This is a genomic window from Mesoterricola sediminis, assembly GCF_030295425.1.
Classification (GTDB): domain Bacteria; phylum Acidobacteriota; class Holophagae; order Holophagales; family Holophagaceae; genus Mesoterricola; species Mesoterricola sediminis.
The window spans coordinates 2,873,160-2,895,510 of record NZ_AP027081.1; the positions used below are offsets into that span (position 1 = coordinate 2,873,160).

Here is a 22,351-nt window from a genome sequence, read left to right on the forward strand (position 1 = left end):
CCTGCCCCCTCGGAGCCCAGCCCGCGCCTGGAGGCCGCCGGAATCGGTCGGGACCGATCGAGGGGGTCGGAAGCGGGGTCAGGCGACGCCCAGCCGGGCCATCGCCACCTCCACCGGCTCGGCGTCGGGGTCCCACACGGGAAGCTCCGGCCACTGGTTCCGGAACCAGGTGCCCTGGCGCTTGGCGTAGGCCTGGGTGGCCTGGATGATGCGGGCCTCGGCGCCCCTGGGGGCATCCAGCCAGTCGAGGTAGCCCAGGGGCTTCAGGCGGCGCAGGTCCGCTTCCTGGCCCGCCTCCCGGACGGCCTCGGCCTCCCGGCGCCACCCGGCCCGGACCATGGCCCGGACTCGAGCTGCCACGCGGGCACGCTGGCGTTCGCGGCCCGGCAGGACGAGGATCGCCCGCCAGCCGGGAGGCACGCCCTGGATGACGCCGGACAGAAGCCTGGACGGGCGTTGTCCGGTGGCCAGGTGCAGGGCCAGGGCCCGCTGGATGCGGGACCGGTCGTTGGGGTGGAGGTCGGCGGCCCGGGCCGGGTCCACCGCGGCCAGGTACCGGTGGAGGACGGGGCCCCCCAGGGCCTCGGCCCAGGCCCGCACCCGCAGGGTGAGGGCCGGAGGCACTTCGGGCAGGTCCGTCAGCTGGTTCCAGATCCCCCGCAGGTAGAGGCCGGAGCCGGTCACGAGGACGGGGGCGGGGCCTTCCTCCAGCCACGCGCGCACCTGGGCGCCGAAGCCGGCGGGGTTCACCTCGGTGGCCAGGTCCAGGCACCCGTAGCCCCGGTGGGGCACGCCGTGCCGCTCGGCCTCCGTGGGCTGGCCGGTGCCGATGGCCAGGCCCGCGTAGGCCTGGAAGGGATCCCCGTTCACGACCGCGCCCCCGGTCCGGGCCGCGACCGCCACGGCCAGGGCGGACTTGCCGGAGGCGGTGGGACCCAGGATGGCGATGGGACCCGGGGCCTCAGCCATGGTCGGCCTCCAGGAGCACCAGGAGGCGGGAGGCCGCGTCCCGGGCGAGGCGCGCGGCTTCCAGGGCGTGCGCCAGGGCGGAGGCCGGATCCTGGCGGAGGGTGAGGAGGGCGGCGCACTGGTCCCGGAGCCGCGCGATCTCCCCGCCGGGGTCCGGCAGGCGCCGTTCGGCGGCGGTCTCCAGGATCTTCAGGAAGCACTGGAGGGCGGCGCAGGCGGCGGTGACGGCGGCCCCGGTGCTCCGGGCGTCCTCGCGCAGGGCCAGGGCCGCCGCCAGCAGGCGGAGGCCATCCTCGAACTGGGCGGGGAGCTTCCCGCCGGGGCCGGCGGCCGTTCCCGTCATCCGCAGGTGCCCTTGCTCCGGGGCGTCACGGGGTACTCGCCCGTGAAGCAGGCATAGCAGAAGGATTCGCCGCCGGCGTCCTTCACCGAGGCCTGCAGGTCGTCCAGGGTCAGGTAGCCCACGGAATCGGCGCCGATGAAGGTCCGGATGCCCTCCACGTCCATGCGGGCCGCCAGGAGGTGCTCCCGGTCCGGGGTGTCGATGCCGTAGAAGCAGGGGTGGGTGGTCGGGGGGCTGGAGATGCGCATGTGCACTTCCGCCGCGCCCGCGGCCCGCACCATGGAGACGATCTTCCGGCTCGTCGTGCCGCGCACGACGCTGTCGTCCACGAGCACCACCCGCTTGCCGCGCAGGAGCTCGCGCACGGGGTTGAGCTTCACCTTCACGCCGAAGCTGCGGATGCTCTGCCGGGGCTCGATGAAGGTGCGGCCCACGTAGTGGTTGCGGATGAGGCCGAAGTCGAAGGGGATCCCGGACTCCTCGGAATAGCCCAGCGCCGCGGACACCCCGGAGTCGGGCACGGGCACCACGAGGTCGGCGGCCACCGGGTGGCGCCGCGCCAGGAGCCGCCCCATGTCGCGGCGGGTGGCCATGACCGAAAGGCCGTAGACGAGCGAGTCGGGCCGGGCGAAGTAGACGTGCTCGAAGACGCAGGGCCGGGCCTGGACCCGCGCCAGGGGGAAGCGGCTGCGGGTGCCCTGGCGGTCCACCACCACGAGTTCGCCGGGCTCCACTTCGCGGACGTAGTCCGCGCCGAGCAGGTCGAAGGCGCAGGTCTCGCTGGAGAACGTGGTGGCCTCCCCGAGCCGGCCCATGGCCAGGGGCCGGAAGCCGTGGGGGTCCCGCGCGGCCATGAGGGCGTCCTCGGTGAGGATCAGGACCGAGAAGGCCCCCTCCACCTGGCGCAGGGCCTCCACCACCGCGTCCTCGAGGCTGGGGGCCTGGGCGCGGTTGATGAGGGCGAGGATCACCTCTGAATCGGAGGGGCTGCTGAAGACCTGCCCGGCCTCGATGAGCCGGTGCCGGAGGATCTCGGTGTTGGTGAGGTTGCCGTTGTGGCAGAGGGCGATCTGTCCGAAGCGGCCCTCCACGACGAAGGGGTGGGCCGCGGAGGCCACGTTGCCGCCCGTGGTGGAGTAGCGGGTGTGCCCGATGGCGGCGTCGCCGGGAAGGCGGTCCAGGGTCGCCTCGGAGAAGACGTCGGCCACGTAGCCCTGGGCCTTGTGGAGGTGGAGGCGGCCGTTGTCCCGGCTGCAGATCCCGGCGGCTTCCTGGCCCCGGTGCTGGAGGGCGTACAGGCCGAGGTAGGCCTGGCGGGAGGCTTCCGGCATCGGCCAGATCCCGAACACGCCACATTCGTCGCGAAATGCCATGATCCCCCCGTGAATCCAGAATAGCCCAACAGGGCCGGTCAGTTGATCCGCTCCTCCTGCATGGGGGACTCCTCCAGGAGGGCCCCCCACTGCTTGAGCGAGGTCAGCAGCGCGCGGCCCTCCTCCGCGGGAAGCGCGCCCGGGGCGCAGGCCGCCCGGTCCAGGTGCAGTTCCACGGAGGCGATCTCCCCATCGGGCAGACTGGCGCTCAGATAGGACAGGGCGAGCAGATCGGGGCCGATCTCCGCCAGATACACGAAGGCCCCCACCGAGGCGGGGGTCTGGGCCTGCCAGAAGCGGCAGAAGCGGCTCCCGACGCGGATGCCCCCCTCCCGCGGCACGAGGCCGGGGCCCGGGCCCTCCAGGTAGAGGAGGCGCGCCAGGCGCGCGGCCACCGGGGCCGGGAAGCGGCCTTCCGGCTGCAGGGTCACCCGCCAGGCCACGAAGCGGGGTTTCTTGACGCGGTTGCGGGTCTGGATCGGCGGGAGGGTCGCCACCTTGAGGGTCCCCTCCAGGGGCGCGGCGGCGTCGCGCAGGCGCACTTTGACCCGGTAGTCCAGGGTGGTGGGAACCGATCCGGCGGCGGTCACGGGAAGGGACAGGAATGCCGCAGCCAGGATCAACTGAAAGAACCGCATGCCTCCAGGTTAGCCTCCGCCCCCCCGCCCCTCCACCCCTTTTTGCCCCACAATGGTCCGATGCCCATCTGCTTCGACCTCGACGGAACCCTCGGCCACTTCGGTGGGGGCTACGTCCTCCTCCGCCAGGCCCTCGGCCGCTTGTGGGGCGGCGTCCCCACGGAGCCGGAGCTGCGGGCCTGCACCGGGTCCACGGACTGGGAGATCATCGGCCAGTTGCACGCCAACCGGTTCGGGGCCCCCATGGATGAGGCGGCCTACGCCCACTACGAGGCCGCTTGTCTGGGCGCCTTCGAGGCCGCCTTCACCCCCGCCCAGCCCGCCCCCGTGGCCTTCCCCGGACTCCTGGCGGCGGTGACGGCCCTGGCGGACGCCGGCCACCCGATCTGGGTGGTCTCCGGCAATGCGCCCCGAGTCCTCGCCTTCAAGGCCGAACGGCTGGGCATCGACCCGCGCGCCCGCCGTCTGGGCAGCCTCCCCACCCTGGACCGCGCCGGCCTGCTGCGCCAGGCCATGCGGGGCTGCCCGGGACCCCACCTCTACCTGGGGGACCGGCCCCACGATCGCCAGGCCGCGGACGCCGCCGGCCTCCCCTTCATCGGCGTGGGGGACGCCGTGCCGGGGGACCACCCCCGCCTGACGCCCGAAGCCGAGGCCGCCGAGGTGGTGGCGGCCGTCCTGCGCGTCATGGCGCGGTCCGCAGGGTCTCCAGGCTGAGCCGTCCCGCCGCCAGATCCTCCTTGGCCGCGTGGGAGAGCCGCTTGACGGCGCGCTCCAGGCGCAGGGCCTCGCCGCGGGTGCCGACGGGGGCCTGGAAGAGGAGGGCCTGGTCCGCGCGGCCCCGGGTGAACTTGGCGCCACGGCCAGCCGCATGGGCTGCCGTGCGTGCGGCCACGTCGGTGGTGATGCCCGTGTAGATGCACCGGCCGCACCGGAGCAGGTAGAGGTGCCAGAGGGCCGCGCTCATTCCGCCAGGGCCTCCTGGATGGCCCGCCGGGTGAGGTCCTCGCTCCAGCCCAGCCAGCGCTGCCGGATCCGGCCCTGCCGGTCGATGACGAAGTTCATGGGGAAGCGGCTGAGCGTCCCCAGGGGCCGGGCCCCCTTGGGCCCCTCGGCGATGGCCGGCGCGAAATCGAAGGCCCATTGGAACCCCTGGGTGTAGCTGCCCAGGTCCTCCATCGGCAGGCCGGAGGGGATCATGAGGACGAACCCGGCCACGGCCGGGTCCTCCCCCTGGGCCAGGTGGGCCATGAAGGGCCGGCACTCCCGCACCGCCGGATGGCGGCCGTCCACCACGAGCAGGTAGACCACCCGGCCCCGGAAGTCCCCCAGGGAAAAGCGGCCCGAGCGCTCGTGGATGTGGTCCTCCACCGAAAAGGCGACGCTCCGCACGTCCGGGCGCAGCCAGCCCGGGATGGCCCGGCCGGGACCGGTGCCCCGGGGCGGATGGATGCGTCCCACGACACCCCAGGCGACCCGGGCAGGATCCGGTCGCCAGGCGCCCAGGCCGAAGAAGAAGAGGTCCAGGGCCACGTAAGCGAAGAGGGCCCCGGCCCCGATCAGCAGGGACGCGGCCATCCGGAAGCCCACGCCCTCCCGCCGGAGTTCCCGGTACGAGGCCGCCGCCGCCCGGGCCCGGCGGGCGCCCGCCGCCTCCCCGTACACGGCCCGGAGAAGCGCCTGGCGGGCCTTCGCCTCCGACGCCCCATCCACGATGGGCTCACCGGCTTCCAGGGCCTGGAGGCGCCCCGCGGCCTCCGGATGCCCCCGGTCCAGGGCGAGCCGGTAGTGGTCCAGGGCCTTCCAGTGGTTGCGCGGCCGGCCGAAGCCCGTGCGGTGGGCCTCCGCAAGGCGGAAGGCGGCCTCGGGGTCCCCCCCGTCCGCCAGTTGCTGCCAGCGGGCCATGGCCCGCTCCGCCAGGTCCTCCGCGTCGGCCCGGCCCTGGAGCCGGGCGACATCGGCCGCGTCCCCGAGCCGGTCCGCGTCCTCCCGCACCAGGGCCAGGTCGCCCTTGCGGGCCGCGCGGGCGTAAAGGGGATCCAGCCAGCGATGGAGCCACCAGCGCCGCCGGCAGAGGCCGATGAGCCGCCGTTCCAGGGCCGCGCCGTCCACGGATCAGGCCCCGGCGGCGGGGCCCATGGCCCGCACCACGGCGGCCAGCGCCTCCTTGATGCTGCAAGGCTTGCTGAGGAAGCCGGCCAGGCCGCGGCCCGCCAGGGCGGCGGTGGCCTCGTCCCGGTTGTAGCCGCTCATGAGGACCACCGGGACCTCGGGGGCCAGCTTGTGGATCTCCTCGAAGACCTCGTCCCCCCCCATGCGGGGCATGGTGAGGTCCAGGAGGACGGCGCTGATGCTGGAGCGGTGCCGCACGAAGGCGGCGAAGCCCTCCACGCCGTCGGCGGCCTCGATGACCTTGAAGCCCGCGTTCTCGAAGCCCTGATGGAGGATCTCCCGGATCGTGGGCTCGTCGTCCACCAGGAGGAGCACCCCCGAGAGCCCCGCCAGGGGCGTGCCTTCGTCCCCCTCGTCGATTCTGGGCGCCTTTTCCGCCACGGGGAAGAAGAGGGCCGCCGCGTCGCCGACGCCGGGCTCCGCCTTCATGTGGACGGCGCCCTGGTGCTCGGCGAGGATCCCCTTGACCGTGGAGAGGCCCAGGCCCCGGCCCGGGTGGAGGGTCGTGAAGAGCGGATCGAAGAGGTCGGCCACGACGTCCGGCGCGGTGCCGGGCCCGGTGTCGCGGACCTCGAGGCACACGAAGTCGCCCCGGAGCCCCTGGGCCTCCGGCTCCTGCCCGGAGAGGTGGCGCAGGAGCGTGCGGATCGTGATCTCCCCGCCCCGGATGCCCAGGGCCTGGGAGGCGTTGTAGGCGAGGATCAGCAGCGCGTGCCGCGCCTGGGTCAGGTCCACGCTGGCCGGGGGCAGGTCGCTCTGCAGGTCGAGGACGAGGTGGGCGCCCTCCGGCACGAAGGTCTCCAGGGTGCCCAGGCTCTCGCGCACGGCGTCGTTGAGCTGGTGGGCCGAGATCTGGATCCGGCCCTGGCCGGAGTAGGCGAGGATCTGGCGGCAGAGCCCGGAGGCCCGCTGGATCCCGGCCTGGACGCTCTCCAGGGAGTTCTTGAGCACGTCCGCGGGCTGGTGCCCCTCCAGGGCGATCTCGGTGAAGCCCTGGATGCCCATCAGGGTGTTGTTGAGGTCGTGGACCGTGCCCCGCACCAGGGCCCCGAGGCCTTCGGTCTTGTGGGCCTCGGCCAGGGCCGCCTCGAAGGACCGCTGCCGGGTGACGTCCTGCACCACCATCAGGACCTCGGCGGGACGTCCGTCCGGGTACCGCACGAAGGCCGTGCGCCGGGCCCGGACCCACTGCCAGGCGCCGTGGTGGTTGCGGATGCGGAACTGGCTCTCCACCACCGGCTCCTCCTCGCCCGCGGGGGGCGGCGTCGCGAGCAGGTCCAGCTGCCCAGCGAAGACCGGCAGGTCCTCGGGGTGGACGAGGGCGTGGAAGGCGGCGAGCCCGCCTTCCATGAACGAGTCGGCCCGGAAGCCCAGGAGGTCCTCGCAGGCGGGCCCCACGTAGAGGAAGCTCCCCTCGCCGGGGTCGACGATGGCGTGCAGGTCCCGGCCCAGTTCGGCGATGCGCTCCAGGTAGCGCTCGCCCTCGCCGAGGGCCAGGTCGGCCTCCCGGGCGCGGACCATGGCGAAGCGGATGCCCAGGACCCCGGTGGCGGTCATGGCGGCGAGGCACGCGCCCAGCAGCACCGGGCTCGGCGCGGGCCGGAGGAGCAGGATGGCCGCGCCGCAGGCGAAGAGGACGAAGAGAGCGCCTAGCATCGCGGAGGCGTTGGCGAACGTGCGCTGGTGCGGTTCTGTCATGGGCTCGACTCGTCCGGGGTCCGGCAGTGGGCTGGAAGGTGCGATCATGATTGTCCCCCAGGTGCACGCCCCGGGGGAACCCCCGCAGGAGCGAAGCCATGTCCCGACCCGCCCTCGTCGCCCCCCAGGACCTGACGGCCCCCTTCGTCCTCATGGACTGCCGCGCCGGCGCGGGCACCTTCGCCGCCGGCCACCTCCCGGGCGCCATCCACGCGGACCTGGACCGGTTCTTGGGCGCGGGCCTGGAGCCCGGCGCCGACCCCGCGCGGGGCGGCCGCCACCCCCTGCCCGACCCCGCGGCCTGGGCCCGCCAACTGGGGGCCTGGGGCATCGTCCCCGGCACCTGGGTGGTGGCCTACGACGGCGCCTCCGGCGGGGCCGGCGCGGCCCGGCTCTGGTGGATGCTCCGGGCCTTCGGCCACGAGGACGTCTCCGTCCTCGACGGCGGCATGGCGGCGGCGCTGGAGGCGGGCCTGCCCGCCCCGGGCGTGCAGCCGCCGCCGGCCCCCGACTATCCCGAGGACCGCTGGCTCCTGCCCCGCGCCGACATCGACCTCGTGGACCGCCTCCGCCTGGACCCCGACTGGAAGATCCTGGACGTGCGGGCCCCGGAGCGCTACCGGGGGGAGACGGAGCCCCTCGATCCCGTCGCCGGGCACATCCCCGGCGCCCTCAACCTGCCCTGGCAGCGGAACCTCGGCCCCGACGGCCGCATGAAGCCCGCCCGGGAGCTGCGCGAGCTGTACCAGGCCTTCCTGGGGGACACGCCCCGCCAGCGGCTCGTCGTGCACTGCGGCAGCGGGGTCACCGCCTGCCACACCCTGCTGGCCCTGGAGGCGGCGGGGCTGGGCGGCGCGGCCCTCTACGTCGGCTCCTGGAGCGAATGGTGCAGGAGCGGCCGGGAGCGGGCCACGGGGGCCTGAGCCCTTCCCCGTCACGCGCCCTGGACGGGGCGGGTCTCCCACAGGGCGTTCACGACGCGCCAGGCGCCGCTGGCCTTGGCCAGGTGGAGGTGCACCACCCAGCCGTGGAGCTCGGCCACCGCGCTGGCGGAGGCGGGACGAAGGTCGAGGACCCGGATGGAGGCCGTGCGGCGCTCGGGCGCGATGCCCGCGCCCAGGGCGGCCTGGACGCCAAGCGGGCGCTTGTCGTCCCCGAGGGTCAGGAGCCGGTTCAGGTGATCGGGGTGGAGGGTGGCGCGCAGGGCGGCTTCGTCGCCCCAGTACCAGGCCTCGGTGAAAGCGCTGACCGTTCGCTTGATTGCTCGACAGGCATCCTCGGGCCCCAGCGCCAGTCCCGCCCCAGGCGAGAGGGCAAGGTTTCCCCGGATGGTCCCCACGTACTTGGATTCACCCCTGGGCATCGCGACCTCCGCGCTTGTCAAATGGCATCTGATCCATGAGTGCGCCGGGGCCGGGAAGGGTTTAACCGTTCTTGAGTTTTTCCTTCTTGGTGACAAAAGCCGGGTTGAGACCCCTAACTTGACCAAAACAATCAAGAACAGTATATTGAGCCGTTCGACAGGAAGGCCCCTTGAAGATCTCAGCCCGCGGCAGGTACTCCATGCAGGCGCTGTTCGACCTGGCCCACCACAGCCACGGACAGCCCGTGCCCCTCCATCTCATCGCCCAGCGGCAGAACCTGAGTCTGCCGTTCCTCGAACAGATCTTCAACCGGCTGAAGAAGGCCGGCATCGTCGCCAGCGTGCGCGGTCCCAAGGGCGGCTACGTCATCACGCGGCCCTGCAACCAGGTCACGGTGGGCGACGTGCTCCGCCTGACGGACTCCAGCTTCTACGCGGCCGCCAAGGAGGATCCGGTCACCGCGAAGACCGCCCTCCGCGCGGACGCCAAGATGAACGAGCTGCTCTGGAAGCAGCTCAGCAACCACATCACCAACTTCATGGACACCATCTCCCTCGCGGACCTCTGCGTGGAGAGCAGCAGCAACACCTGCCCGGACTGCACCTGCCCCGAGTACACCAAGGGCGTGCAGGAGCAGCTCGATTCCGGCAGGCGCCCCCGCTGCGCCGCCATGCTGGGCTGAGGCCGCTTGAGCAACCCCTGCGCCCTCCCCAGCCTCGCCCTGCCCCCCACCGAGGAGGACCTGCGGACCCTGCCGAAGCTCGAGGAGCGGATCCGGCGCCGGGTCGGCATGGCCGTCCATGAGTTCGGCCTGATCCAGGACGGGGACCGCATCCTCGTGGGGCTCTCCGGGGGCAAGGACTCCTGGGCCCTCCTGGACGTCCTCGAATCCCTGCGCCGCCGGGCCCCCATCCGCTTCGAGGTGCACGGGGCCACCATCGACCCCGGCTTCCCCGGCTACGACCCCGACCGCATCGCCGAGGTCTGCGAACGCATGGGGGTGCCCCACCGCATCCTCGGCGCCCCCATCGACACCCTGGTGCGCCGCAGGCCCAACACGACCCCCTGCGCCATCTGCTCGCGCCTGCGCCGCGGCGTGCTCTACTCCCACGCCAAGGAGAACGGCTTCACCAAGATCGCCCTGGGCCACCACCTGGACGACCTCATCGAGACCCTGCTCATCAACCAGTTCTTCGAGGGCCGCATCTCCACCATGCCCCTGAAGCTGGTCAGCGACGACGGGGCCAACACGGTCATCCGGCCCCTGGGCACCTGCGAGGAGGAGGACCTGCGCCGCTTCGCCTGGCTCAAGGGCTACCCCTTCGTGCCCTGCGGCTGCCCCCTCTGCGGCGCCTCCGTCCTCGAAAGCCGCCGCGCCCAGATCAAGGCCCTCGTGGCCACCCTGAAGGAGAGCATCCCGGACCTGAAGTTCTCCCTCCTGAAGGCCATGAAGAACGTCAAGACCAGCCACCTCCTGGACGCGCGCCTCCCTCCGATCACCTAGGCTGTGTTCGGAATCTATAGATTAGATAAATAGTTAACTTGTACTCATACGTAAAGGCTCGTACACCACGAATTTTCCTGGGGTAACGATGCCGAGACGTTTCCTGACCGATGCCATGTGGGCAAAGCTTGAACCGCTCCTTCCGCCAGAGCGTGGAGGGATGGGGCGATCCCGTCACCCCAACCGTCCCATGGTGGAGGCGATCCTGTGGAGGCACAGGACTGGGGCGCCGTGGAGGGACCTGCCGGAGGAATTTGGACCTTGGACAAGCGTGTACACGCGATTTGAGGCCTGGACCAAGCGCGGCGTGTGGCAAAGGATCCTGGAGTTCCTGCGCAAGGAAGCCGACCTGGAGTGGGTCATGCTGGATGGCACCATCCTTCGCGCTCATCAATATTCAGCAGGCAAAAGGGGGGGCTCTGGAACCAGGCGCTCGGACGATCTCGGGGTGGATGCTCGACCAAGATCCATTTGATCTGCGATGCCCACGGTAATCCTTTGGATTTCCTGGTCACTCCGGGGCAGTCACTCCGGGGCAAGCCCATGAAAGCCGGTCTGCTGAAGGATTGCTGTGCGGTTGGCAGGCAGAGTACGTGTCCGGAGATCGGGCCTACGATGGGAACCCGGTAAGGAAGGCGATCGAGGCCATGGGTGCGACAGCCGTCATCCCACCTCATCCCCGGCGCAAGAATCCGGCGGCCTGGGACTCACACCTATACAAGGCCCGCCATGCCATCGAGCATGGGTTCGCCAAGCTCAAACAGTTCAGGGCGCTGGCCACCAGGTTCGACAAAACGGCGCGAAGTTTCTCAGCCCAGGTGGCTTTGGCCTGCATCGTGATCTGGCTGAGGCTATGAGCGGAGGGTGACAAGCGTTCCGGATCCTCATTGATCCTATGAAACGCGGAGGCGCGGAGGATCTCGCAGAGGGTCGCGGAGGAAAGCGCTCCTGGAACCTGCCACCTCCCAATGACACGTCCCAACGGGAGGCGTGATGGGAAGGCATTGGGGAGAGGTCGACGGGGAGGATCATCCGCACAAGGAGATCACCCAGGCCATCATCGGGGAGGCCATCGAGATCCAGAAGGCTCTGGGGCACGGACTCCTGGAAGATCCCTACAAGGTCTGTCTGGCGCACTCCCTGAGACTGGCCGGCCATAAGGTGAAGCGGGAGGTTTTCCTGGATATCGAGTGGAGGGGGCTTGTGGGCTTGATCCTTTCTCCGCGAGCCTCAGCGAGATCCTCCGCGCCTCCGCGTTCCAATAGGATGCTGCGAATGCGCGGCGCCATCAGGCACTGCAGCACAGACTCACTATTCCAGCTCCTCCATGCTCCGGCACGGATGGGTATTAGCCATTACTATCCTAGATTACGAACACACCCTAGTGCAGGCCGCCAGGGCCTTCCGGGCCCGGCCCACCTTGGCCACCCTCCCGTCCCGGCGCTACAGGTTCCGCTTCCAGAAGTCCAGCAGGGTCGCATAGACGTGGACCAGGGCCGGCACGTCGCCCATGCCGTGGTCGCGCATGGGGTAGACCATCTGCTCGAAGAGGAGGCCGCGCCCGATGAGGGCGTCGGCGAAGGCCTGGGCGTTCTGGGGGTGGACGTTGTCGTCGTGGGTGCCGTGCACGAGGAGGAGGCGGCCGTGGAGGTTCCGGGCGGCGTCCACGAGGCTGGTGGCGCGGTAGCCCTCGGGGTTGTCCGCGGGCAGGCCCATCACTTTCTCGGTGTAGAGGGTGTCGTAGTAGCGCCAATCGGTCACGGGGGCGACGGCGGCGCCGGCCTTGAAGGCCCGGGTGCGGGTGAGGGCGGCCAGGGTGCTGGTGCCGCCGCCGCTCCAGCCCCAGACGCCCAGGCGCGCGGGATCCGCCCAGGGCTGGGCCGTCACCCAGGCCACGGCGGCCTCCAGGTCCGCGGTCTCGACGGGGCCCAGGAGGCGGCCCGCGATGGCGCCCTCGTACTTCATGCCCAGGGCCGCCGAGCTCCGGTTCTCGGGCACGGCGACGATGTAGCCGGCGTCGGTCAGCAGGTTGTCCAGGAGCAGGTTCCGCCCCCAGGCGTCCGCGGCCTGGGGCGCGCTGGGGCCGCCGTACACGGAGAAGATCACGGGGTAGCGCTTGTGCGGATCGAAGGACCGCGGCTTGAGGAGGGTGATGGGCAGCGCGAGCCCCCCGGGCGCGGGATAGGTGGCCAGTTCGGGGGTGGCCAGGCCGAGGGGGTCCGCGGGCGCGGCCAGGATGCGCGGCGCGCCGCCGTCCACCCGGCGCAGGCTCAGGGAGGGCGGCACGGCCGCCGAGGAATGGGCGTCCACGTACCAGCGCCGGTCCGGGGAGAAGGTGACGGCGTGGGTCCCCGCCTCCCGGGAGACGCGCTCGAAGGCCGTGCCGTCGAGGCGGGCGCGGTAGAGCTGGGTCTGCAGGATGCCCGCGGCGCGGCAGGTGACGTAGGCCCACCCCTCCCGCTCGTCCACGGCGGCGACGGCGCTGGCCAGGCCCGCGGCGCCGCCCCAGGGGCAGAGGCTCCAGTCGCCCCGGGTCACGGCGTTGAGGAGCCGGCCCTCCCGGTCGTACCGGTAGAGGTGGTGGAAACCGCTGCGGTCCGAAGGCCACAGGAACTCCCGGCCGCCCCGGATGAAGATGGGTTCGTACACGTACAGCCAGGTGTCGGCGCGCTCGCGCAGCACCGGCTGGGCCGCCCCGGTGGCGGGGTCCGCCAGGAGGAGCTGCAGGTTCCGCTGGGGCCGGTCCAGGACCTGCACTGCCAGGGCGTCGCCCGCGGGGGTCCAGGTCAGCCGCCCCACGTACTCCCAGCCGTCCCTGGGGAGGGCGGCCCAGACCACGGGCCCGTCCACGGCGGCGATGCCGACGCGGACCAGGGGGTTGGGCTGGCCGGGCTGGGGATAGCGCTGGGTGAGGGTCCGCGCCTGCCAGGGGCGGAAATCCGTGAAGCTGTGCACGGGCACGGGCGCGTCGTCGAAGCGGAGGAAGGCCACCCTCCGCGAATCGGGGGACCACCAGAAGGCGGCGTCGGTGCGGCCGAAGAGCTCCTCCCCGTACACCCAGGAGAAGGTGCCGTTGAGGACGGTCCCGCCGCCGTCGACCGTCAGGGCCCGGTCCGCGCCCGAGGCCAGGTCCAGCACGTGCAGGTTGCCGTCCGCGGCGTAGGCGGCGCGGGCCCCGTCGGGGGAGAGCGCCGCGGCGTCGGCCCGGGGGAGGGCCCGGGCCGTGCCCGCGGCCAGGTCCACCACGACGAAGCGCCCGCCGGACTTGACCAGGGCCCGGCGCCCCGCCGCGTCCAGGGCCAGGGGCCAGGGGAGGGACGCCGGGCGGACCGGGGCCGCCGTGGCCGCCTGGAGGGCGTCCAGAAGGCGGCTGGGCTCCAGGACGGGCTTGCGTTCGCCCGTGCCCGGATCCAGGCGGAGCCAGGCCCGGGGCGCGTCCCCGGCCCGGGGCGCCTGCAGCAGCAGCCCGCCGTCCGCCAGCCACTGGGCGCGGGGCAGCTCGAAGGCGGCCCGGCCTTCGGGACCGAGGATCCACGCGGGGGTCAGGGGCGGGGCCGCGGCCAGGAGACAGGCCGAGGCGAAGGCCAGGATCAGGCGTTTCATGGCGGGGTCCTTCAGACGAGGCGGAGCCAGAGGCCCTTCAGGTAGAAGCCTTCCGGGTGGTTGAGGGCGTAGGGGTGGTCCATGGGCTGGCCCAGGTGGGCGAGGACCTGGGCCTCCCGGCCCGCCTCCAGGAGGGCGGTCCACACCGCCTCCTGGAACCGCGCCCGGTCCAGGTGCTGGGAACAGGAGAAGCAGCCCAGGACGCCCCCCGGCGCCGTGGCCCGGGCGCCCAGGCGGAACACATCCTTGTAGGCCTTGAAGGCCTTGTCCACGTCCTTGCGCTGCTTGGCGAAGGCGGGGGGATCCACGATGACCCGGTCGTAGGTGGCGGGCTCCAGGCCCCGCATCAGCTCGAAGGCGTCCCCCTCCATGCGCACGTGGCGGGCGGGGTCCAGGCCCTGGGCGGCCCAGTCCCGCTCCGCCTGGTCCAGGGCGGGCCCGGAGATGTCCAGGGTGGCCACCTCCGCGGCCCCGCCGAGCCCGGCGTGGATGGAGAAGCCGCCCGTGTAGCCGAAGGCGTTCAGGACGCGGCAGCCCTGGGAGATGCGGCCCAGGAAGAGGCGGTGCTCGCGCTGGTCGAGGAAGAAGCCGGTCTTCTGGCCCTTGAGGAGGTCAACGGACAGACGGGCATCGCCCTCCCGCACGGTGACGGGGCCGGCCAGGGACCCCTTGAGCAGGCGGTTCACGGGCGCCAGCCCCTCCTCCTTGCGCCCGGCCTGGCTGCGCTCCACGAAGACGGTGATGCCCCGGGCGCGGGCGAGGTCGGCGAGGATGGGCCACCACAGATCCCGCAGGGCCTCCAGGCCCGCGGTGCCCACCTGGAGGACGAGGGCCTGGGCGTACCGGTCCACGACGAGACCCGGCAGGCCGTCCCCTTCCCCGAAGACCCAGCGGCAGCCCGCCTCCGGGCCGTCCAGGCCCAGCAGGTCCCGGGCGGCCAGCGCGGAGGTGAGGCGTTCCCGGAAGAAGTCCGCGTCCAGGGGCTGGTCCCCGAACCGGAAGATCCGCACGGCCAGGGGGTTGGTGGGGGAGCCGGTGCCCACCGCCAGGACGTTCCCGCTGGCGTCGGCGAGCCGGACCAGGTGCCCCGCGGGCGGCGCGGCCAGGGCGCCCGAGAAGACCCAGGGGTGCCGCTTGGAGAGAAGCCCTTCCTTGCCGGGCCGGAGTCGGACGAGTTCGAAACGTTCCATGACCCAAGCTTACTACCAACGCCCCGGAAGCCCCGGCCGCGCCTCAGCGCCGGAGGATCCGCCGCAGGGCCGCCGCCAGGGCCTCCACCTGGGCGGCGGTGGCGCCGGGCAGCAGGGAGACCCGGATCACGCTGCGGGCCTCCGCCTCCGTGTAGCCCAGGCTGGTGACCGCGTGGCTGGGCTTGACGGCGCCGCTGTGGCAGGCGGACCCGGTGGAGACGGCGAACCCGGCCAGGTCCAGGGCGATCTGGACGGCCTCGCCGGCGTGGCCCCGCAGCAGCAGCGCGGAGGTGTTGGGGAGGCGGGCCCGGCCCCGCCCGATGGCCTCGTAGTCGGGGGACCAGGCCAGGACTTCGGCCTCCAGGGCGTCCCGCAGGGGGGCCAGGGCGGCGTTGGCCTCGACGCGGGCCGGCACGGCCCGGGCCGCCTCGGCCAAGGCCAGGATCGCGGGCACGTCCTCGGTCCCGCCCCGCCGGCGCCGCTCCTGGGGGCCCTCCATCACGGCCTTCCAGGGCAGGCCCGGGCGCATCCACAGGACCGCGGCCCCCCGGAGGCCGCCCATCTTGTGGGCGGAGAGCACGGCGGCGTCGCAGGCCTCCAGGTCCAGGGGCACCTTGCCCCAGGCCTGGGCCGCGTCCATGATCCGCACCGCGCCGGGGCAGGCCGGCATGGCGTAGCGGAGGCCGGTCTCGTTGTTCGCGGCCATCTGGACGACGGTCGCGCACCCGGCCACGTCGCAGGGCAGCCAGCGCACGTCCTCCCAGTCCGCGAAGGGGTTCAGGCAGGCGCTGTGCTCGCCGGGGAAGACGGCGGCGGGCTGGGCGCCCAGGGCGTCCCGCAGGCCCCGGATCAGGAGGTGGAGGGCCTCCGTGGCGCTGGCGCAGAAGACGATCTGGGCGGCCGGGACCCCCAGCCCCGCGGCCACCGCGCGCCTGGCCTCCTCCAGTTCGAGGCGGGCCCGCTGTCCCTCCCGGTGGGTGCTGGTGGGGTTGGCCCACAGCTCCGAGGCGGCCCGGGCCGCGGCGGCCGCGGCCTCCGGGAGGGGCGGGGCCGAGGCGTTGGCGTCGAAGTAGAGCCGTTCCATGCGCCCATGGTACCGGGGTTGGCCCGGGCGGTGGAGGTGCGGCGGGCCTTCCCGCGCTAGGATGGTCCCATGTCCACGCCGCTCCACCCCCAGAACGTCATCGCCATCGTGTGGGACTTCGACAAGACCCTGATCCCCGGCTACATGCAGGAGCCGATCTTCCGGGCCTTCGGCATCGACGAGCCCACCTTCTGGCGGGAGGTCAACGCCCTGCCGGGGTTCTTCGCGCGGCTGGGGGTCACCCTCCACCCGGACACGGCCTACCTGAACCACCTGCTCACCTACGTGCACCACGGCCGCATGCCCGGGCTGACGAACGCCCGCCTGCGCGAACTGGGCCGGGAGATCGTCTTCCATCCGGGGCTGCCGGACTTCTTCGAGCGCATCCAGGCCCACCTGGAGGAGGATCCCGAGGCGCGCCGCTTCGAACTGAAGCTGGAGCACTACGTGGTCTCCACCGGCCTCAAGGAGATGATCGCGGGGAGCGCCATCCGCCCCTTCGTGAAGGGGATCTGGGCCTCGGAGTTCCTGGAGTCCCCCGCCCCGCCGGGCTTCGACCCCGACGCCACCCTGGACCTGGACCTGCCCCGCTACGAGGCCCTGCTGCCGGAGGTGGAGGGCATCTCCCAGATCGCCGTGGCCTACGACAACACCAGCAAGACGCGGGCCCTCTTCGAGATCAACAAGGGCAGCAACGTGAACGCCTCCATCGAGGTGAACGCGACCATGCGCGCCGAGGACCGCCGCGTGCCCTTCCGCAACATGATCTACGTGGCCGACGGCCCCTCCGACGTCCCCGCCTTCTCCGTCATGCGCCAGAACCAGGGCACGGGGTACGCGGTCTACGACCCCCGGAACCCCCTCAGCCTCAAGCAGGTGGACCGCCTCCGCCGGGACGGGCGCATCGACCACTTCGGCCCCGCCGACTTCACGGAGAACAGTCCGACCTCGGCCTGGCTCATGCTCCAGGTGGACCGCATCGCCGAGCGCATCATCGACGAGCGCCGCTCGGCCCTCAAGGCCAAGGTCGGCGAGGCGCCCCGCCACCTGCCCCACTGATGCTGGACGCCGTCGCCACCCTCCGCGCCGCCCTGGGACCGGGGTCCGGCCTCGCCCTCGTGGGGGGCGGGGTGCGGGACCTGCTGCTGGGGCGGCCCAGCCCCGACTGGGACCTGGCCACGGCCCTCCTGCCCGGGGCCGTCCTGGACCGGGCCCGGGAGGCCGGGCTGCGCGCCATCCCCACGGGCCTCCAGCACGGCACGGTGACGGTCATGGTGGGCGGCCGGCCCTTCGAGATCACCACCTTCCGGGGGGACGAAGGCTACACGGACGGCCGCCGGCCGGACGCTGTCCGCCTGGGTGTCACCCTGGAGGAGGACCTGGCCCGCCGGGACTTCACCATCAACGCCATGGCCCTGCCCGTGGAGGCCCTGGGCACCCCCGGGTGGCGGGAGGCCCTGGTGGATCCCCACGGGGGCCAGGCCGACCTGGCCGCCGGCCTCATCCGGGCCGTGGGGGACCCGCTCGCCCGATTCCAGGAGGATGGCCTCCGCCCCCTCCGCGCCTGCCGATTCGCCGCCCAGCTGGGCTTCACCATCGAGGCCGCCACCCTGGCCGCCGTCCCCCCGCGCCTGGCGGTGGCCGCCAAGGTGTCCGTGGAGCGGGTGCTGGCCGAACTCACCAAGCTGCTCTGCGGACCCGAACCCGGGCGCGGCCTCGCGGCGCTGGCGGAGACGGGCCTGCTGGGGCTCTTCCTGCCCGAGTGCGTCCCCATGATCGGCTGCGACCAGAACCGCCATCACCGCTACCCCGTGTGGGAGCACACCCTGGCCGTGGTGGCCGCGGCGCCGGCGGACCCGGGCCTCCGCTGGGCGGCCCTCCTCCACGACGTGGGCAAGCCCTCCAAGCGGTTCGTGGACGCCGACGGGGCCGCCCACTTCCACGGCCACGAGGCCGTCTCGGAGGCGGCGGCCCGGGAGATCCTCACCCGCCTCCGCGCCTCCAACGCGCTCCTGGACGATGTGGCGGCCCTCGTGCGCCACCACGGGGTCCACCCCGCCCCGGCCTGGGGGGACGCGGCCTGCCGGCGCTTCCTCAAGCGCCTGGCCGACGATAGGCTTCCCCTGGCGCGCTGGGCGACCTTCCGGTGGGCGGACCAGGCCGGCAAGGGCTTCGACCCCGCCTCCTGGCTTCCGGAGCACCGGGCGGTCCTGGACCGCCTGGAGGCCCTGGCCGAGGGCCAGCCGCCCCTGGCCGTCAAGGACCTGGCCCTGGACGGCCGCGCCCTGATGGCGCTGGCGGGGCGCAAGGGCGGACCGTGGCTCGGCCGCCTTCAGGCCCAGCTGATGGAGCGGGTCCTGGAGGACCCCGGCCTCAACACGGCCGCGGCCCTGGAGGCCGAGGCGCGGGCCTGGCTCAGGACGGAAGCTCCACCTGCACCTTGAGGCCAGCCCGGACCTTGGGGCCCGGCTCGGCCACCAGGGCCTTCACCTTGAAGCAGCCGTCGGAATCCGCCTTGGGGTCCACGAACACCACCTCGCCGGTGAGGGCGGGGGCGCCGTCCACCTGGGGCAGGCGCAGGCTCACCTTCTGGCCGGGGGCCACCCGGGGCAGCTGCTCGGCCTTGACGTTGAAGAGGACGTAGACCTTGGCCAGGTCGACGATGCGGAAGAGGGCCTGCGCCGTGCTCACGGCCTCCCCCGCCTCCCGCAGCCGCGCCTGGACGACGCCGTCGATGGGCGAGACGATGGTGCGCTGGCGGAGGTTCTCCTGGGCCGTCTCCAGGCTGAGGCGGGCCAGTTCCAGCTCGATCCTGGATTCGCGCGCCTGGCTCTCGGGGATGACCCGGTCCCGGAAGAGGCTGGTGGCGCCCTTGGCCTCGTATTCCTTGCGCTCGAGGAGGGCATTGGCGCGCCGCACCTCGATCTCCTCCATCTTCCCGAACAGCTGCGCCAGCACCTGCCCGGCCTTGACCTCGTCGCCCTCCTTCACGAGGACTTCCGTCAGGTAGCTGGACACCTGGGCCGAGACTTCGGCCTGACGGAAGGGGATCAGCCGCCCTTCGATGGAACCGGCCCGCAGGGCCCCGGCGGCGAGGAGGAGGAGGAAGAGGCTTCGTCTTGCGGTCATGCGGGGACTCCAGGGCGCGATCAGCGGGCCGACACCAGGGGCAGGCGGACCCGGAAGACCGAGCCGCGTCCAGGCTCGCTCTCCACGTCAATGGTACCGTCATGGGCCTCCACCAGGGCCCTGCAGATGGACAGGCCCAGGCCCCACCCCATGCCCGCGTCCGCCGCGGCGGCCTGGGCGAAGGGCTTGAACAGGTCGGCGGCCTGGGCGGGGTCGATGCCCCGGCCCGTGTCCCAGACCTCCAGCATCCAGTGCGCGGGCTCCCGGCGGCTGCGGATGCCGATCTCGCCGGGCGCGGGGGTGAACTTGAGGGCGTTCTCGATGAGGTTGAAGACCACCTGCTGCATGGCCTCGGCGTCGGCCAGCACCCAGGCCCCTTCCGCGGGCGCCATGTCGATGCGCGCCGTGAGGTCGCGGGCCTCGGCCTTGAGCTTCAGCGTCTCGGCGAGGCCCTCCAGGATCTCCCCGGGATGGCAGACCCGGAAGTGGAGGCCGTCCGTGAGGCTCTCGTTCCGGGCGCTGTCGAGGAACTGCTTGAGCAGGTGCTCCACCCGCTGGACCTCGCGACCGACCACCTTGAGGGACGTCTTCCCGGCGGGGCCCAGGTCCTCCGTGGTCTCCAGCCGGTCCAGGGACAGCAGGATGGTGGTGAGGGGCGAGCGCAGGTCGTGGGTGATGGTGTTCATGAGCTGGACGCGCCCCTCCAGGCTGCGCTTCAGCTGGTGATGGAGCCGCTCCAGGGACCGGTTGCGCAGGGTGAGCTCCTCCGTGCGCTCAGCCACCTTCGCCTCCAGGAGCTTGGCCCGGCGCCGGACGGTGCGGACAGCCCCCTGGATGGCCAGGAGCACCGCCAGGACGCCGCCCAGGGCGAACAGGAGGTAGGCGTAGATCGTCTGGTACCAGGCCGGCCGCACCCGGATGTCCACGCGCTCCGACTCGGCCCAGCCCAGCCCGTCCCCGGCCCGCACCTTCAGGTTCAGGGTGCCGGGCCCGAGGTGCGCGATCTGGAAGACCGGCGTGCCGTCGTCCACGGCGCGCCAGGCCCCGTCCAGCCAGACCTGGAAAGCGGGCCGCTCCGGGGCCAGGGGGAGGGGGCAGTCGAACCGCAGCGAGAGGGTGCCGGACCGCGGGGGCAGGACGATGGACTCGGGATGGCCGACGTGGGTCTCGCCGGCCGTGGCCTCCACGACGTGCGGCCGGGGCAGGCCCGGGTCGGGGAAGTCCGCCCGGGAGTCCAGGATGCAGACGCCCCCGGCCATGCCCGCCCAGAGGCGGCCCTGGCGGTCCAGGTACACCGCCGAATCCGAGGTCTCGTTGCTCAGGAGTCCCAGGTTCCGGGTGAGCTGGACCGGGGTGCGCCCGGTCGCGCCGGGCTTGAGGACGGCGATGCCCCGCGCGTGGCCCACCACGAGGGCGCCTCCAGGCAGCCCGGCGATCCATGACGCCCGGCCGTGGATGCGGGCGTTGGCCTCGTTCCAGATCTCGCAGGGCCCTCCCTCCCCCTGGGGGAAGCCGAAGACCCCGTCGCTGCCCGTGCCCACCCACAGCTCGCCGCCCGGGCCCAGGTACAGGGACGCGATGGAGCGGGTGCCGACGGGCGTGGCGCGCAGGGCGGGCGTGAAGACGCCGTCCTTGAAAAGGTAGCAACCGGCTCGGGTGGCCGTCAGGAGGCCCCCCTTGTAGGGCAGCGCCATGAGGATGGCGGGTTCCCCCACCTCGGCCGGGGCCGGGTAGCGGCCTACCACGCGGCCCGTCCCGTCGATGGCGACCAGGCCCTGCTCGAAGGTGCAGACCCAGAGGCGGCCCCCCTGGTGGACGAGGCCGCTGACGAAGACATGGTCCAGTTCGCGGGGGCCCTTGAGGACGCGGTCCCCGTCCAGGGCGACGAGGCCCTTGAGGGTGGCCACCCAGATCCCGCCCCCGGTCCGGGGCGCCAGGCTCCAGACCTCGTTGCTGGGCAGGCCCCGGGTCTGGTCCCAGCTCCGCACGATCCCGCGGCCCGGCTCCAGGAGGTGCAGGCCGGAGGTGCTGCCGAGGTACATCCGCCCGGCCCCGTCCTCCTGGAACGTGAGCACGGTGCCGAGGCCCAGGCCGATGCCCGTGCGGGGATCCTTGTCCACGCGCAGCAGGCCCGGCACCGCCTCGGCCAGGAGGCCCGCGCCGTCCGTCCCCAGCCACAGGTCGCCGCGGCTGTCCCGGAGGACCGAGGCCACCCCCTCCCTGGGCAGCCCGTCCAGATAGGTGCGCACCCGCACCCGGCCCGCGGCGTCCCGCTGGTACAGCCCGTCGGTGTCCAGGGCCAGGAGGAGCTCCCCCTCCCGTGTCACCTGGAAGCGGCGCAGGCGGCTCCGGCCGCCCAGGCCCGGCAGGGGATCCCGGACCCAGCGCCCGGGGCCCTCCCGGCGGAGGAGCAGGTCGGAGCTGAGCGCCCAGAGCGTGCCCCGGGCGTCCCAGGCCAGTTGCCGGAAGCGGGTCTTCATGGGCGTGGGCAGCCTGGCCGGGATCACCGACGTCCCGTCCCAGCGCCCGAGGCGGTCCTTGATGGAGGCCAGCCAGAGGCCCCCCCGGGGCTCCTCGGCCAGGGCGAAGATGGGCAGCCGGTTCCAGTCCCCCGGCAGGGGCAGCGGCTCGAAGCGCCCCCCCACGAGGCGGTACACGCCCAGGCGGGTCCCGGCGTACACCGTGCCGGCGTGGTCCTGGGCGATGGCGTAGACGGGACTCACGGCCAGGCCCTGCGCCTCGCCGTAGTGGGTGACCCGGCCGCCCTGGATGCGGTCCGCCCCGCCCTCCTGCCCCGCCACCCAGATGCCGCCCTCCCGGTCCTGGAAGAGCGCCATGACATCCAGGGCCCGGAGCCCCTGCTTGGAGCCGATGGCCTGCAGGCCCGCGGCGCCCAGGCGCGCCACCCCCTCGGAGGTCCCGGCCCAGATGAAGCCGTCCCGGTCCTCCAGCAGGGCCGTCACCTGGCTCTGGGGCAGCCCGTCCCGGTCGTCGAAGGCCCGGAAGGTCTGCACCTGTCCCTGGAGCGCGCACCCCGCCGCCAGAGCGGCCAGGAGCGCGAGGGCCCTCCACGCGGTCGAGAGCCCCTGGGGCGTGGATTTCGCCGGGAAGTCCATAGATGTTTCCAAATGTACCCCAGGCGGCCGCGCCTGGGCCGGGAAATCCAGCTCCGGGTGCGCGGGAGGCCCCTGCGGCAAAATCCGATCCCGGGGGCTTGACACGTTAGCTGCGTACACTCATATTTTCTTCGTCAACCGGAGCTTCGGTCCAGGGCCCGGCCGGAG

Annotated in this window: 19 protein-coding genes and 2 pseudogenes; 8 read left to right on the forward strand and 13 right to left on the reverse strand. The window is 72.9% G+C overall.

Annotated elements, in window-relative coordinates; translation table 11 throughout:
- Positions 1 to 78 precede the first annotated feature (78 nt).
- Genes miaA through R2J75_RS12660 form a run of 4 tightly spaced genes read right to left on the reverse strand, consistent with a single transcriptional unit; the run spans position 79 to position 3,323 of the window.
- Positions 79 to 969 (reverse strand): tRNA (adenosine(37)-N6)-dimethylallyltransferase MiaA, encoded by an 891-nt coding sequence (gene miaA, locus R2J75_RS12645; protein ID WP_243346607.1) that lies wholly within the window; start codon positions 967 to 969, stop codon positions 79 to 81.
- Entirely contained in the window at positions 962 to 1,312 is a 351-nt protein-coding gene (locus R2J75_RS12650; protein ID WP_243346609.1) for a hypothetical protein, read from the reverse strand. Before R2J75_RS12650 ends, miaA begins: the two co-directional genes overlap by 8 nt.
- Positions 1,309 to 2,685, reverse strand: coding sequence for an amidophosphoribosyltransferase (gene purF, locus R2J75_RS12655; protein WP_316410311.1), 1,377 nt, complete (start codon positions 2,683 to 2,685; stop codon positions 1,309 to 1,311). Before purF ends, R2J75_RS12650 begins: the two co-directional genes overlap by 4 nt.
- Before the next feature lie 38 nt (positions 2,686 to 2,723).
- Complete coding sequence (locus R2J75_RS12660) at positions 2,724 to 3,323, reverse strand: hypothetical protein (protein ID WP_243331867.1); 600 nt, start codon at positions 3,321 to 3,323, stop codon at positions 2,724 to 2,726.
- Positions 3,324 to 3,383: 60 nt separating this feature from the next.
- Between R2J75_RS12660 and R2J75_RS12665 the strand changes: the two genes are divergently transcribed.
- Complete coding sequence (locus tag R2J75_RS12665; protein ID WP_316410312.1) at positions 3,384 to 4,040, forward strand: HAD family hydrolase; 657 nt, start codon at positions 3,384 to 3,386, stop codon at positions 4,038 to 4,040.
- Here the strand turns inward: R2J75_RS12665 and R2J75_RS12670 are convergent.
- From R2J75_RS12670 to R2J75_RS12680, 3 genes are read right to left on the reverse strand one after another with little or no spacing between them, the layout of a single operon-like run.
- Positions 4,009 to 4,290 (reverse strand): GIY-YIG nuclease family protein, encoded by a 282-nt coding sequence (locus R2J75_RS12670; RefSeq protein WP_243346612.1) that lies wholly within the window; start codon positions 4,288 to 4,290, stop codon positions 4,009 to 4,011. The two genes, R2J75_RS12665 and R2J75_RS12670, sit on opposite strands and share 32 nt — an antisense overlap.
- The gene (locus R2J75_RS12675) at positions 4,287 to 5,435 is read right to left on the reverse strand and encodes an SEL1-like repeat protein (protein ID WP_316410313.1); all 1,149 of its coding nucleotides are present in this window, start codon (positions 5,433 to 5,435) and stop codon (positions 4,287 to 4,289) included. The genes R2J75_RS12670 and R2J75_RS12675 overlap by 4 nt, the downstream gene beginning before the upstream one ends.
- 3 nt (positions 5,436 to 5,438) lie before the next feature.
- Entirely contained in the window at positions 5,439 to 7,193 is a 1,755-nt protein-coding gene (locus R2J75_RS12680) for a PAS domain-containing hybrid sensor histidine kinase/response regulator (RefSeq protein ID WP_316410314.1), read from the reverse strand.
- A gap of 98 nt (positions 7,194 to 7,291) precedes the next feature.
- Here R2J75_RS12680 and R2J75_RS12685 point away from each other — a divergent pair, with 98 nt between their 5' ends.
- On the forward strand, positions 7,292 to 8,116 hold the full coding sequence (locus tag R2J75_RS12685) for a sulfurtransferase (RefSeq protein ID WP_243331857.1): 825 nt from the start codon (positions 7,292 to 7,294) through the stop codon (positions 8,114 to 8,116).
- Between the two features lie 11 nt (positions 8,117 to 8,127).
- Here R2J75_RS12685 and R2J75_RS12690 read toward each other — a convergent pair whose 3' ends face one another.
- On the reverse strand, positions 8,128 to 8,556 hold the full coding sequence (locus R2J75_RS12690) for a nuclear transport factor 2 family protein (RefSeq protein WP_243331855.1): 429 nt from the start codon (positions 8,554 to 8,556) through the stop codon (positions 8,128 to 8,130).
- 170 nt (positions 8,557 to 8,726) lie between these two features.
- Between R2J75_RS12690 and R2J75_RS12695 the strand changes: the two genes are divergently transcribed.
- From R2J75_RS12695 to R2J75_RS19930, 4 genes and pseudogenes are all read left to right on the forward strand, one after another.
- Positions 8,727 to 9,239 (forward strand): RrF2 family transcriptional regulator, encoded by a 513-nt coding sequence (locus R2J75_RS12695; RefSeq protein ID WP_243331852.1) that lies wholly within the window; start codon positions 8,727 to 8,729, stop codon positions 9,237 to 9,239.
- A gap of 6 nt (positions 9,240 to 9,245) precedes the next feature.
- Complete coding sequence (gene ttcA / locus R2J75_RS12700) at positions 9,246 to 10,061, forward strand: tRNA 2-thiocytidine(32) synthetase TtcA (RefSeq protein WP_316410315.1); 816 nt, start codon at positions 9,246 to 9,248, stop codon at positions 10,059 to 10,061.
- A gap of 88 nt (positions 10,062 to 10,149) precedes the next feature.
- Positions 10,150 to 10,918, forward strand: a pseudogene (locus tag R2J75_RS12705) (IS5 family transposase).
- A 136-nt stretch (positions 10,919 to 11,054) separates the two neighbouring features.
- A pseudogene (locus R2J75_RS19930) lies at positions 11,055 to 11,249 on the forward strand (GxxExxY protein); the annotation flags it as partial.
- Positions 11,250 to 11,504: 255 nt separating this feature from the next.
- Here R2J75_RS19930 and R2J75_RS12710 read toward each other — a convergent pair.
- Genes R2J75_RS12710 through R2J75_RS12720 form a run of 3 tightly spaced genes read right to left on the reverse strand, consistent with a single transcriptional unit; the run spans position 11,505 to position 15,938 of the window.
- Positions 11,505 to 13,664, reverse strand: a complete 2,160-nt coding sequence (locus R2J75_RS12710) for a S9 family peptidase (RefSeq protein ID WP_316410316.1) — start codon at positions 13,662 to 13,664, stop codon at positions 11,505 to 11,507.
- Positions 13,665 to 13,675: 11 nt separating this feature from the next.
- Complete coding sequence (locus R2J75_RS12715; protein WP_243346282.1) at positions 13,676 to 14,854, reverse strand: class I SAM-dependent rRNA methyltransferase; 1,179 nt, start codon at positions 14,852 to 14,854, stop codon at positions 13,676 to 13,678.
- Positions 14,855 to 14,897: 43 nt separating this feature from the next.
- The gene (locus R2J75_RS12720; protein WP_243332995.1) at positions 14,898 to 15,938 is read right to left on the reverse strand and encodes a cysteine desulfurase family protein; all 1,041 of its coding nucleotides are present in this window, start codon (positions 15,936 to 15,938) and stop codon (positions 14,898 to 14,900) included.
- 69 nt (positions 15,939 to 16,007) lie between these two features.
- On the opposite strand from R2J75_RS12720, the gene R2J75_RS12725 reads away from it, so the two are divergent.
- Together R2J75_RS12725 and R2J75_RS12730 are read left to right on the forward strand one after the other, a co-directional pair.
- Positions 16,008 to 16,997 (forward strand): HAD family hydrolase, encoded by a 990-nt coding sequence (locus R2J75_RS12725; protein ID WP_243332996.1) that lies wholly within the window; start codon positions 16,008 to 16,010, stop codon positions 16,995 to 16,997.
- A complete protein-coding gene (locus R2J75_RS12730) occupies positions 16,997 to 18,382 on the forward strand; it encodes a CCA tRNA nucleotidyltransferase (RefSeq protein WP_316410317.1) in 1,386 nt (461 codons plus the stop codon). The genes R2J75_RS12725 and R2J75_RS12730 overlap by 1 nt, the downstream gene beginning before the upstream one ends.
- On the opposite strand, the gene R2J75_RS12735 is transcribed toward R2J75_RS12730, so the two are convergent.
- The gene (locus R2J75_RS12735; RefSeq protein WP_316410318.1) at positions 18,354 to 19,067 is read right to left on the reverse strand and encodes an efflux RND transporter periplasmic adaptor subunit; all 714 of its coding nucleotides are present in this window, start codon (positions 19,065 to 19,067) and stop codon (positions 18,354 to 18,356) included. The genes R2J75_RS12730 and R2J75_RS12735 overlap by 29 nt on opposite strands.
- 20 nt (positions 19,068 to 19,087) lie before the next feature.
- A complete protein-coding gene (locus tag R2J75_RS12740) occupies positions 19,088 to 22,183 on the reverse strand; it encodes a two-component regulator propeller domain-containing protein (protein WP_316410319.1) in 3,096 nt (1,031 codons plus the stop codon).
- Positions 22,184 to 22,351: the final 168 nt, after the last annotated feature.